Annotated in this window: 10 protein-coding genes and 1 pseudogene; 4 read left to right on the forward strand and 7 right to left on the reverse strand. The window is 72.4% G+C overall.

Annotation, left to right across the window (positions count from 1 at the left end):
- From ACYVG5_RS21070 to ACYVG5_RS21080, 3 genes and pseudogenes are all read left to right on the forward strand, one after another.
- Positions 1-1,009, forward strand: a pseudogene (locus ACYVG5_RS21070) (hypothetical protein); the annotation flags it as partial.
- Between the two features lie 22 nt (positions 1,010-1,031).
- The gene (locus ACYVG5_RS21075) at positions 1,032-1,955 is read left to right on the forward strand and encodes a hypothetical protein (protein WP_222050546.1); all 924 of its coding nucleotides are present in this window, start codon (positions 1,032-1,034) and stop codon (positions 1,953-1,955) included.
- Positions 1,956-2,032: 77 nt separating this feature from the next.
- Positions 2,033-2,233 (forward strand): hypothetical protein, encoded by a 201-nt coding sequence (locus tag ACYVG5_RS21080; RefSeq protein WP_222050547.1) that lies wholly within the window; start codon positions 2,033-2,035, stop codon positions 2,231-2,233.
- Positions 2,234-2,319: 86 nt separating this feature from the next.
- Here ACYVG5_RS21080 and ACYVG5_RS21085 read toward each other — a convergent pair whose 3' ends face one another.
- The 7 genes from ACYVG5_RS21085 to ACYVG5_RS21115 all read right to left on the reverse strand — a co-directional run bounded on the left by ACYVG5_RS21085 (position 2,320) and on the right by ACYVG5_RS21115 (position 11,497).
- Entirely contained in the window at positions 2,320-3,177 is an 858-nt protein-coding gene (locus tag ACYVG5_RS21085; protein WP_222050548.1) for a polysaccharide lyase, read from the reverse strand.
- A 17-nt stretch (positions 3,178-3,194) separates the two neighbouring features.
- A complete protein-coding gene (locus ACYVG5_RS21090) occupies positions 3,195-4,730 on the reverse strand; it encodes a right-handed parallel beta-helix repeat-containing protein (protein ID WP_222050549.1) in 1,536 nt (511 codons plus the stop codon).
- A complete protein-coding gene (locus tag ACYVG5_RS21095; protein ID WP_460683521.1) occupies positions 4,714-7,638 on the reverse strand; it encodes an IPT/TIG domain-containing protein in 2,925 nt (974 codons plus the stop codon). The genes ACYVG5_RS21090 and ACYVG5_RS21095 overlap by 17 nt, the downstream gene beginning before the upstream one ends.
- A 158-nt stretch (positions 7,639-7,796) precedes the next feature.
- On the reverse strand, positions 7,797-9,323 hold the full coding sequence (locus tag ACYVG5_RS21100; RefSeq protein ID WP_222050551.1) for a right-handed parallel beta-helix repeat-containing protein: 1,527 nt from the start codon (positions 9,321-9,323) through the stop codon (positions 7,797-7,799).
- A gap of 233 nt (positions 9,324-9,556) precedes the next feature.
- Positions 9,557-9,724: a transposase family protein gene (locus ACYVG5_RS21105; protein WP_222050552.1), complete on the reverse strand. Its 168-nt coding sequence runs from the start codon at positions 9,722-9,724 to the stop codon at positions 9,557-9,559.
- 367 nt (positions 9,725-10,091) lie between these two features.
- A complete protein-coding gene (locus ACYVG5_RS21110; RefSeq protein ID WP_222050553.1) occupies positions 10,092-10,703 on the reverse strand; it encodes a TPM domain-containing protein in 612 nt (203 codons plus the stop codon).
- Positions 10,704-10,789: 86 nt separating this feature from the next.
- Positions 10,790-11,497, reverse strand: coding sequence for a 4'-phosphopantetheinyl transferase superfamily protein (locus tag ACYVG5_RS21115; RefSeq protein WP_222050554.1), 708 nt, complete (start codon positions 11,495-11,497; stop codon positions 10,790-10,792).
- 258 nt (positions 11,498-11,755) lie between these two features.
- On the opposite strand from ACYVG5_RS21115, the gene ACYVG5_RS21120 reads away from it, so the two are divergent.
- A partial coding sequence (locus ACYVG5_RS21120; RefSeq protein ID WP_460683522.1) for an AMP-binding protein occupies positions 11,756-12,317 on the forward strand: 562 nt, incomplete at its 3' end.

The raw sequence follows: 12,317 nt of genomic DNA on the forward strand, positions 1-12,317 counted from the left end.
GCCGGCGCGCCGCCGGCACGCCGCCACCGGCGAGCGGCCCGCCGTCCAGAGCCCCGTCCGCCGCCGGCACGGCGCCACCGGAACGCCGGCCCGCCGCCGTCGCCCGGTGCCCCGCCGCACGCTGGCCCTCCTGACGCTGGTCGCCGTCGCCGGGGCACCCGTCCTCGCCCGCTCCGCCAGTGGCCTCGGGCAGCCCGACGCGCTGGCCGCCCAGATCGCCGCCAACCCGGAGCAGGCCGACGAGACGAAGGCGGCGCTGCACCGGGGCGGCGAGCTCGCCGGCGGTGGCGCCACGACGAAGACGGCGCCCACCACCGAGCCGGCCGCGGCTGCCGCCGGCATCGATCCGACCGCCCTCGCCTCCGCCGCCGGCACCACCGCGGCCGCGGCCGCCGGCTCGGCCGCACTCGGGGCCGCCGCGCCCACCTCCGTCGCCGCCGCGAGCGGCGACCTGGTGATCCTCGAGCCCTCCCCCGTCGCGGCACCACCCGCCGGCGAGGCACCGGTCACCGGCGAGACCCCGGCCGCCGACCAGGCCACCCCGGGCAGCAGCGTTCCGGCGACCGGGTCACCGGCGGCCGTGCCGCAGCCCACCCAGCCCGCGCCGGCCGGCACCACCGCGGCCGCCCGGACCTCCGCTGCCGCGCCTCAGACGGTCACCCGGACGCCGGCCCCCACCGGGTCGTCGACGCCGTCGACCAGCACCTGGACGTCGGCACCGTCGACCGGCAACGACTCCGACGAGGACGCCCGGCCCCGGTCCGGCCGCGGCTGGAGCGACGACGGGCGCGACCACGGGCGCGACCACGGGCGCGGGGACGGCCGCGGGAACGGGCGCGGGACCAGCAACGGCGACGGCGGCAGCAAGCCGACCAGCCCCGCCCCCACCGAGCCGGCGGCGGCCACGCCGGAACCGGCCCCCGAGGCCCCGGCCGCCGGGAACCACACGGACGCCTCGAACTGCGCAGAGCGGCTCCTGCCGCACCTCTGCGAACTCCTCGGCGGCTGACCCAGGCCCTCGGGCAGCGCCGATGGAACGCCACAGCCCAGCTCGGTACACCGGCGCGGCCCTGACCGGCCGGTTCCAGGCACGGGCCGAGGAGCTCGCCCAGCGCCCACCGGCTGCCCTGCGGTACGTGCTGCTCGGCCTGGCCGTGGCGCTGATGACCACCGCGGTGCTGTTCCCCCGCCCGGACGACTCGCTCGGACCGGCCGGCGCCGACAGCGGCCCGTCCGCCGGCGCTCCCGATGATCGGCCGACGCCCGGCCCCGGCTCGTCCGACTCGACCAGCGGCCCCGGGCCCGCGACGCCACCACCCGCCAAGACCGAGTCGCCCGCCGAGACCGAGCCGCCCGCCGGAACCGAGCCGCCCACCGAGACCGAGCCGCCCGCCGGAACCGAGCCGCCCACCGAGAGCGAGCCGCCCGCCGAGAGCGAGCCGCCCGCCGGAACCCGGCCACCGGCAGCACCAGCCGGCCCCGGTCCGGACACCTCCCCCGGCACCACCGGCCGGTCGCCCGGCCCGATCCGCGACCCGGCCGACCAGGACGGTGCAGCCGGCCAGGACGGTGCAGCCGGCCAGGACGGCGCGGCGACGCGCGCCGGCGGCGCCCCACCGGAAGCCGCTCCCGGCTCGGCCCGGCCCACCCCGGCCCACGAGGCACCGGCGACTGCCGGCGAGCCGCTCGCCGCACCGACGCCCGCGGTCGCGCCGGGAGCGTCGCCGTCCCGACCGGACAGCCGTCCCCGCCCCTCGACGCCGGCACCGGCGGGTCCGGAGGCAGCACAGCCCACCCGGCCGCCGGCGCCGGCCGAGCCGGCGCACCCGATGCCGACCTTCCCCACCTTCCCGACGTTCCCGACCTTCCCCACGCTGCCGCCGGTTCCGGAACCGCCCCCGCCGCCCTGCGTGGGCACGTCGCTGCTGGGCATCTGGATCTGCCTGCCCCGCTGACAGCAGCGCTCCCTCACCGGAGGGAGGGCAGGGAGCGGAAGCTCAACCCGGGACGCGGATGGGCCGACACCGCTGACATGCCCCCCGCAGCCCACCAGACCGCCCGCACCACGGCTCCCGTCCCGCAGCCGCGGACCAGCCCGGAGGACACCGACGGCGTCGCTGCTCTGCAGACCGGCCTGAGCGCCAGGGAGGGGCACCGGCGGGCCACCCCCTGCCTCACCGCCGCCCGCTCGGTCGGCGCCGGACAGGTCATCCGCTACCGCGGGATCCGCTGAACCTCCCGGCCCGCCTGCGTCTCCGCGGCGGGCCGGGACGGCAGGCCGAACACCCCGGAGGAGCGGGACCGGCGAGGGCCGCTACCTCACGCGCAGCCGAGCCGATCTGCCGACAGCGCGAACGCGGCGAAATCGGCGTACTGGTCCTTCGGCGAAGCCCAGCTAGGGTCGGCACCACCGAAGAACGTGGAGAAGAAGACGCCATCGATCTTCAGGTCCTCCACCGCCCGGTATCGCAGTCCGTCCTCTGTAAAGACCTCCTCGCCGTCCAGCCACACCGTCACCGAGCCGTCGTCCCGGTCGGGGTCGTTGAGCGCCACGTGCTGCTCGACGCAGACCCAGTCACCGCGGGGCCAGGTCCAGCTGCCACGGCCCAGGCTCGTCCCGGACTCGCCGGGGGCGTAGAGGTACACCTCTCCCGCGCCGTCCTCCCGCCACATCAGCCGGGTCGAGAAGCCGTCGGTTCCGTCGGGCTCCTCGCCACCGCTCACCTCGCTGCCGCCGAAGAGGCCCGGCAGTTTCCCGCCCTTGGCGAATGCGAAGTCTTCCGGTAGCCGGACCCAGTAGCGCAGGTACCCGGCGTCCAGCGGCTCGCCGTCCACGTCGAGGAAGACCTGCATGCCACCACCGGGGGCACCGTGCTCGCGGCTGGCCGAGGGGCTGACCGATCCCTCGGGGAAGGAAACCCGCAGTGCCTGGCCGGACGGCTCGCCGATCCCGGTGCCGACCAGGCTCCACCGGTCCAGTCCGAAGGAGCCCTCCTCCAGGCCACCAAGGGAATCGAAGACCGCTTCCAGACCCTCCAGTCCACCGTCCGGGCCGCCGCTCGGGGTCGCCGCGGCGGACGTATCACCGTCGACCGGGGACTCACCCCCTCCGGAACATGCCGAAAGCAGGGCCACGAGCACCAGCAGGCGGATCAGGTGCGAGCCGGTTCGTGGCACGGGTGACCTCCTCCGCGTCAGGACTGCCGCACATTCATCCGGCGACGCCCGAGCCGGCGGAGCGCGAACGCGGCGGGAACGCCCAGGATCGCAGTCCACAGCACGAGCAACGGGTTCCAGCGGAACACTCGGCCTACCGTGGTGGCCAGGCTAATGTCGCGCTCCGCCACGCCAGCGACGACCATCGGTGTCGAGGCATCACGCAGTTCGTTGCCGACCAGCTGGGTCGTGGTCGCCTCCCCCAACGAGATGCTGGCCCACCCCCCGGTGATGTCGTTGTCCTGGATGTCCACCTCACCCGCGCCGGTCAGGACGTCGACCCCGAAGAGCCTGCTGTCGGTGATCTCGTTGCCCTCGACCAGTGCCGAGGCGTCGTTCTTGATCCGCACCCCGATGTGGTTGCGCTCGAGCACGTTGTCCTGGACCACCGTGCCTGTGCCGCCCTCGATCTCGATACCGCTGCCGTCGTTGTCGTACGCACGGTTGCCGACGAGCACGTTGTCGTTGGAGGGCAGGCGGGCGGCTAGGCCCTCGGCCGAGTCCTCGGACCGGCCGTCGTCGATCATGAACCCGTGGCCGCGGTTGTCGTAGGCCACGTTGTTCCGCAGCACGTTGCGATCGCAGCCACGCGAGAAGATGAACCCGTGCCGGCCGTTGCCGTGCGCGACGTTCCCCTCGACCAGAAAGTCGTTGCTCAGGTCGTGCGGGTCGAAGCCGTAGGCCGCGTTGTCGGCGAACCTGTTGCCCGTCCACTGCATGCCATGCGCCTCAAATGTGTACGCACCGAACCAGTTGTGGTGCAGGACCGAGTCCGAGACGTCGCCGAGCGCCGGCTGGCCCGGCATGCCCGGCGAGTGGTCAGCGCCGCGCCAGGCCAGCCCCGAGCTGGTCCCGGTGCCGAAACCGAGGTGGCCGACATCGGCATGGGCGATGTCCATCCGGCCCCCGAAGGCCAGCAGGAAGGCCCGGCCATCCGCCGGCTCCTCATCCACCGCGCCGGCGTCCGGATCCCAGGAGGAGATGGCGACCGGGGTCTCCGCCGTGCCGCGGACGGCGACGGTGCCGCCCCGGGCGATGATCGTGGCGAAACCGCTGGGCGCGCTGAACAGCCGCACCTCCGGGGTCACGGCCCCATCGATGTCCAGCTGGGCACCGGCAGGCACCTCGATGCTTGCGCGCACGAGCAGCGCATCACCCACCGTCCCGAAAGCGGCCGGCACGCTCCGTTGCACCTCGGCCAGGTCGTACGGGGTGGCGCGCGGGGGCAGCACGACCGTCGGCACCGGCTCCGGGAAGGTCCCCGGGACCAGCCGCGGTCCGGCCGAACCTGGCACCTCGTCAGCCATCCTCCGGCTGCGCTGCAGCTCACGGGCCTGGAGGGCAGCCAGCACGGGGGCAGTGTGCAACGCGACGGGGTTGTAGTCGGCCGGGCCGGGCGGAAGCGCCGGACGCTGGTACGACACCGCGATGACAGCGAGCACCGCCGGGATCATCGCCACGGTCAGCAGCGCCCCCACGAGACGCCGCGCCGAGAGCTCAGACTGGACCTGCATGCGCGGGCACCCCGATCTCCGCCTGGCCCTGGACCCGCACGCCGTCCTGGCGGGTGAGCCATCCCTGCTTGTTCATGGTCACGGCCGCCCACAGCTTGATCGGCAGGGCGATCCCCGCGATCACGAGAGCGACCAGCGGAGCGATGACGATCTCGCGGGGGTTCTCCAGCAGGTGCGACGTCCCCCGCAGCGCCCGACCGCATACGGCCCACCCGAGCACGATGGCCACGGCCACCCAGCCGCCCTCCCGGATCCAGCCGGCGCCGTACCAGATCGCGGCCCCCATCGAGACCGGGGTCAGCAGGATCTGCAGCACGGTGATCTGCGTGATCAGGGGCTGCCGCCACAACCAGCCGTGGGATAGGGCAGTGAGATAGCACCGGTAGGAGTTCCGGCTCCACCGCACCCGCTGCTTGACGAATGCCCGCAGGTCGGCCGGGAACATGGAGTCGGCCTGGGCGGTGTCCTGGTGAACCGTCTTGTAACCGGCGGCCAGGGTCAGCCAGGTTATCCGCCCGTCGTCGCCGGCAATGCACTCGCGGCCGAGGAACATCTCCCGCTCCAGCGCCGGCATCAGCGGACGGAGCACCTCGCGCCGGTAGGCGGCGGTGCGCCCGGACAGGCAGGCGACCCCACCGCGGCGGGACATCGCCGGCACGTAGTCCAGGTATCGAGTGTTGAGCATCCAGTACGCGACTCTCCGCCAGATGTTGGTCTGCGGCAGGTAGACGTGCTGCCGGCTGCCCACCCCGCCGACGGCCGGGTCGACGAAGGGCATCTGCATGGCCGCGAGCAGGCCTGGGCGCCACTCGGTGTCCGAATCCGCGAACACGACGACCTCACCGGTGGCCACCCGCACACCGGCCCCGAGGGCCCCCCGCTTACCGGTGTGTCGCCATTCGAGTATCTGGACACGGTCGAAGTCGAGTTGTCGCAGGTGGTGGAGCAGTGCGTCGTCCCGGTCGTCCACGACCAGGATCACCTCGGTCGGGTCCTCGCGCAGCCACGTCCGCAGACAGCGCTCCAGCACGTCTGGGTCCTCCCGGTACACCGGGACGACCACCGAGGTTGTGGTGCGGAAGTCGTTGGTGATCGGCTGATACCGGTGGCGGGATAGGTACCGTCGGACGAACCAGACGGTCCAGGACAGGAGACCGATGACGCCCAGGGGCCAGTAATTGCGCCCGGCGGACATCTCGACCAGCGGCGGGGCCGCGTACTCGAAGGTGGCAAGCGCGGCCGTCCGCTCCACGACCGAGGACGTCGGCGTGACGACCGTCACACTTGCATTGCCGACCGAGCCTCCGGCTGGGGTGGTGACGCTGAGCTCCGAGTCGGAGACGATGGAGAGGTCGGTGCCCGCGACGCCGTCGAAGAGGACCCGCTCCACATCGGAGAGGTGAGCGCCGGTCAAGGTCACCACGGTCCCGCCCTCGAGAGCTCCCGAGCTGGGCGACATCGACGTGATACCGGGCGTCTCGGCATAGGAGAACCGGCCCCCGGGCGCGACCGCCGACGTACCGCCCAGCGTGGTCAGCCGCACATCGACCGCAACTCCGGCCTGACCCGCCGGAGCCAGGACCCGCACCATGTCCGGCGCGACGGTCACCACCTCGGCCGGCACCGAACCGAACATGACCTCGCTGGCGCCTGAGAGGTCGTTGCCCGTGATCGTCACCAGCACTCCCCCGGTGTCGGATCCCGCATCCGGGGAGATCCGGGTCAGCACCGGGGTGCGGGCGAAGCGGAAGTCGACCGGGGAATTGCCCACGCTGCGACCGCCCGGGGTGATCACCCGGACGTTCACCTCACCCGGAGCGTCCCGGCCGGGAGTCGTGACCCATAGCTCCCGGCTGGACGTCCCTTCGATGTCGGTGCCGGGCACACCACCGAAGAGCACCTGGGTGGCACCGGACAGATACCGGCCGATGATCCGGACCCGAGTCCCGCCGTCGGTGGTCCCCGACAGGGGGGAGGCGCTCGCTACGATGGGGTCGGGCAGATCAGCGGGCGAGATGCCGCGGGGCTGGCTCGTCCTCGCCGCCTCCGGCCGCGCCGGCGATACCGGGGCGGGTCTGGCCGGAGAGACCGGCGCAGCCGGCGGCGCAGGCGCCGGCACGAGCGAGGTTGCCGTCAACGGCGCCGGCGCGGACCCCGGAGCCGGCCGGGCTGCGGCCACCGGAGGCGCCGACTCGGGCGCCGGAGCCGGCCGGGCTGCGGCCACCGGAGGTACCGGCTCGGGTGCCGCAGTCGGCGACGGCACCGGAGAGGGCGACGGCACCGGAGACGGCACCGGAGACGGCACCGGGGACGGCACCGGGAACGGCGCCGGCTCAGGAGCGGGAGCCGGGGCGGGCTCCGGCTCAGGAGCCGGCTCAGGAGCCGGAGCCGGCTCAGGAGCCGGGGTGGGAGCGGGAGCCGGCTCAGGAGCCGGGGCGGGAGCGGGAGCCGGCTCAGGAGCGGGAGCCGGCTCAGGAGCCGGGGCGGGAGCGGGAGCCGGCTCAGGAGCGGGAACCGGCTCAGGAGCCGGGGCGGGCGCCGGCTCAGGGGCGGGCGCCGGCTCAGGGGCGGGCGCCGGCTCGGCGGGCGCTGGCTCAGCGGCCGCCTCATCGGCAGCCACCGGATCGTCCGGAGCGGCCTCCGCGGGGGAGGCCAGCAGCGGCCCCAGGAACAGCGCCAGGACGAGCACCAGGACGATGGCCGGCCAGGCGGTCCGGAACTCCCGTCGGGCGGTCACCGGCGGGCCGGGCGACAGGAACGCCCTGCTCAAGGCGCCAAAGATCCACAGTCGTGATGCCACTGGTTCCCCCTGTCGAGCGGGGGAGCCGCCGGTAGCTGCGCCGGCGTACGTGACCCCCCGACTGACCCGCACCTCGCACGTTGCGCGTCGTCGAGGGAAGGTAACCACGGCGGCGGGACGGCGCGCCAGGCAGGGAGGCCAACCAGTGACATAGCCGACCAGACCGCCCGGCGCATCGTCAGCGCCGGCTGGTGAGGGACCGCAGCGGCGGCCTGTGTCTTCGGTTTCCCGCCCGAGCGACGGGGATCGGGCCGATTCCCGGAATCTCAGCGGCAGCGCAGGTTGGCTGAGCCCTTGTCCGCACCGACCACAACGTTGTCGCAGTCAATCATATTGCCGGTCGAGCTGTCGGCCTTGTGGATGTTGATGCCGTAGCCCTTGGCCTGGACGGTGAGCTGGTTGCCGCTGAAGACGTTGTCGCGCCCCCAGCCGGCGAGCTGGACGTGGGTCTGAAAACCGTCCAGGGGAGTGTGGACCCCGGTGTTGCCGATGAGCTTGTAACCGTTGCCCTTGACATCGATCCAGCTGTCGGCGAAGTGATCGCCGGTCATGCCGCGGCCGTCGAACGTGTTGCCCGAGACGATGCCCCCCGTGGTCCCCTCCTTGATGTCCAAGTTCTCGGCAGTGACCGCATAGATGTGGTTGCCGGTCACCACGTTCCGGTCCGAGCGGTCCGGACCGCCGCCCTCCCCGTACTTGTCCCAGTTGGACGTCGCACTTCCGATGTAGACCCCCTCTCCGAACCCCCGATCCACCAGGCCGGTGTCGTGCACCGACGAGTCCTCCAGACGGTTGTCACTGGAAGCCGCGCGGAAGTGCACGGCCTCCATCCCCGTGGAACCGACGTCGAGTCGGGAGAGGAAGTTGTCACTGCTGCCGTCGAGGACGATTCCCTTCTGCGCGCCGCGGACGGTAAAGCCCTCGAGCCGCCAGAAGTCCGCGTTCTTCAGGTGCAGCGCGTAGCCGGACGCCGTGGCTCCGCCGTTGAGCACCGCTCCGGGGCCGCCGCGCAGCACGATCGGCTGGGCTTCCGTGCCCGATGCCTCGATGACGAAGCGGCCGTCGTAGGTGCCGTCGGCGAGTTCGATCACCTCTCCCGGACGAGCGGTGCTCAAGGCCTCGGAGAGCTCCCCGGCCGTGCGCACTGCACGCACGGGGCCGTCCGCCTCGACCGGAGTGGCCGGGGACACGGGGATCGCCGGGGACACGGGGGCGGCTGGGACCGGGCCACCGGACCTGGCGGGGGTGGTCACCCGAAGGCTGGCGACGAGCCTCTCGATGACTGAGGCCACCGACTCCGAGAGCGAAGGCGCCGGAGCTGTCGCCGGTCGCGCACGCGTCGTCTCCGTGGTCGCGACGACACCGCCTCCGGCAGTCGTCGGGTCCGTCTTCGTCGCGGTGTCGCCTTCCGTCCCCGTCGTGGTCTGACTCTCCGGAGCCGATTCGCCCTCCGTCGCCGAGAAGCGAACCTCGAAGGTCGTCTGGACCCCGGCCGCGGTCTTCGCCCGGCCCTTCAGCTTGTGTTTGCCTGGATCGATCGACAGTTCGAGTTCGAAGGGAGCCGCCGTGTCACGCCCGAGGTAACGGCCGTCGAGCACCCACGACACCGAGGTCGCACCTGGCGACACGAGGTCGACCGTCGAGGTGGTGGACACGGTGGCACCTGACAGCGGGACGCCGTCCACCTGCAGCCCAGCGTCGGCTGCCGACGCGTCGCCGGCGGAAAGCAGCAACGCGGCAGGGAGCGACACCAGTGCAACGAGTGCCGCCAGCGGCCTCAGGCGTCCCGACATGACAGCGCTCCTTACTGGAGTGGAGGGTGGCTGGCATCGCGGAGCGCTCGACCAAGTCGATGCGGCGCCGGAAGCACCAGGGGGAGAACGGAGCATGAAGTAACGCAGTGCGATTCGTCCATGACGGTACGTCAGCTCACCGCGTGCGTCTATCGCCGACCTCAACAACCACTTGTGTTCCTTGGCTCACACTGAGCTTGGCCGGGCTCCTCGTAAGAGATCGCGCGGATAGGTCATGGCCGGCGAGCGGGTCGGCTGCGCCAGATCCGCTTGCGCCAGCGGACGCGGACCGGGCGACCGAAGCAGGGAGCGTCGTGCAACAGCTGCACCCGCCGCCCGTGCCCCACCGCCAGTACACCGCAGTCCGGGCAGCCGGTCATCGTCTGATCGGTTCTCGACATCGACGGTCAGTAGCTCTGCGTCCCGGCCGGTCACGGCTAGGACGTGGACACCGTCGAGACCGAGCAATTCATCGGCCCGGACGCACCATGAAGCGCCGGACCCGCACGTAGAGTTGAGCACGCGAGGCCTTCAGGAACAGGGTTGCTTGGTCGCTCCCGATTCTGGAGGTCTCGACCTCGTTCACGGCCCCGGCACGCCGAAGATCAACTCCGGCCACCCACGCTCACCTGCGAAGAGCCGTTGAACGACAAGCTAAAGGGGCAGCGGCCAGCACCCTCGCCCCGCCTGTGCTAACGCGGCGGGCCGGGACGGCACCACCTCAGGACGACGGGTCGTCGTCCCCGGCGGCGGCCGTACCCGCCGCCGCTACGACGAGCCGGCCGAGGTCTTCCGACGGGAGAGGAGGTGGCCGGCCAGCAGAGCGACGGCAAGGCCGGCGACCACCAGCATCGTCGTGGTGGCCGTCCAGGCCGGCTCGTCCGACTCCGCGCCCGCCGCCTCGTCGGCTGCCGCCGGAGCAGCCAGGGGCTCGAGCCCCTCGGCCAGGTCGATCACCGCGGCATCCCAGTTGCTGGCCTCCAGATCGGGCACGACCGCGCTCTCGAGCACGGTCTGGACAGCGGCCTCCCGCAGCGGGAAGGCCTCGTCGACCCACCACCCGTACTCGTAGCCCGCCGGCCCGACGGCCACGGCCAGGAGCAGGTCGGAATCGTCGAGATCAGAGAGCTCGGCGGCTTCCTCGGCCCAGTCGGTGCTGCCCTGGGTATCGAAGGAGGAGACGAAAACGGCGTAGAGGTGGATGCCGGTGCTCGCCGCCAGATCCGCCACGGACTCCCGGACCGCCTGCTCGTTCTCCCCGAGCACACCCGCCTCGTCGGTGATCCGGTCGGACAGCTGCGCGGGAGGTTCGGCGGACGCAGGCCCGGCACCGAGCACCACGAGCAGTAGTGCGATGAGCATGACGAGCGGGCTGCGCACACTCACCTCCAGAGTCCGACGAGGGCAAACGCCCGGTGCCCGACTGTACGCAGCCCGGCAAACCGCGGCCCGCCCCGGTCGACCTGCTACGGGCGGCCCGGCTCGGGCACGGGGAACGACGCCAGGAACGGCGACGCGGAGCCGGCGGCCGCGACGACCGCGTCCAGGGCCTCGTCGAACCAGTCGAGCAGGTGCAGCGGCCCGTGCCGGGAGAGGGTCCGCCCCTCCGCCGTCGGCTGCTCGGTCGCGGGGTCGAGCTCGACCTGGGACGCGGTGTCGAGGGTGAGGACGCCGACCTTCACCAGGCACTCCTTGCGTGTCCAGAGGCGGAGGAACATCCTGGCCGGGTCGGGCGCCGAGCGCACCCGGCAGACCTCTGCCCCGGTCAGCGCGAAGGACAGCGCGGCAGCCCCGGCGTCGGCAGACCTCACCGCCTCGATGTCCACGCCGACCGGGTGCCGGCCCACTCCGGCGACCACCGCACCCCGGATGTACGCCAGGCTGATGTGGACGGCCGGCGCACCCGGCAACGACGGCCGGCCATGGTCGGCCGCCCCGCAGTCGGGACAGCGCTGGACGAGATCCAGCGTCTCGATCGGCCGACCGGTCAGCTGCGTCGCGGCCCACCGGACGAGCAGGTGCGCCGCCGCCCGGGCGTCCCGGTCGGCCTGATGGCGTAGCGCCGCGCACCGGCGCCGCTCCACCGCCGTCAGCAGCCGGGCGTCGAGCGTGCGGAGCACGTCCTCGGCACGCGCAGTGACGATGAACGGTGCGCCGTCAGGCCGCCTTAGCACGGGCGGCGGGCTACCCAGCGTCATGATTTTTCTCGATTGCCGACAGCTGTAATCGGAGCATGACCGTGCGCATTACCGCTGCGCGCCACGCGCCATGCCGTCACTGCTGCCACAGGCCCGGCAACGGACAGTTATCGGGCGCCATGTCGCATATCACAGCCACGTTCGTGCCCCCTGTCGCTGCCGCTGCACGCGGTGAAACGCGCACCTAACGTGCACGACGGAATGCCGCGAAACCGAACCGCAGGGAGTCACTGAATGGTAACGCCGAGCGATGACAGGGTTGGGTTCTCGCCGTCCTCCACGGAGGTTGGAGCGGGAGGTCGCGCTGCGACGCTCGGCTACGAGATGCACGGGAACACGGTGGCCCGGTATCGCCTCCACGACAACCTGGTCGAGGAGTTGTCCGGGCATGTCTCCGGCTGTACCCGGTTGAGCCGGTTTTTCGAGCGGTCGTGTGACAACCATCCTTCGGCGACGGCGTTGGAGTGCGAGGGGGAGCGGATCTCCTACGCGGATCTGGATGCTCGGGCGAACCGTCTGGCGAATCTGCTGATGGCTCGTGGTGTGGGTACCGGGATGCGGGTCGGGATCTTGTTGAACCGGTCGGTGGACACGTATGTGGCGTTGCTGGCGGTGACGAAGACCGAGGCCACGTTCGTGCCGATCGATCCGGCGAGCCCGGCCGACCGGCTGTTGTATGTGGCTGAGGACGCCGACCTCGGGCTGCTGGTGACGACGACGGGGTTCGCGGCTTCGTGTGCTGCGTTGCCGTGTGGGGTGCTGGCGTTGGATGAGGTGGGGCCGGAGTTGGCGATGC

This window comes from Modestobacter lapidis, from assembly GCF_054780755.1.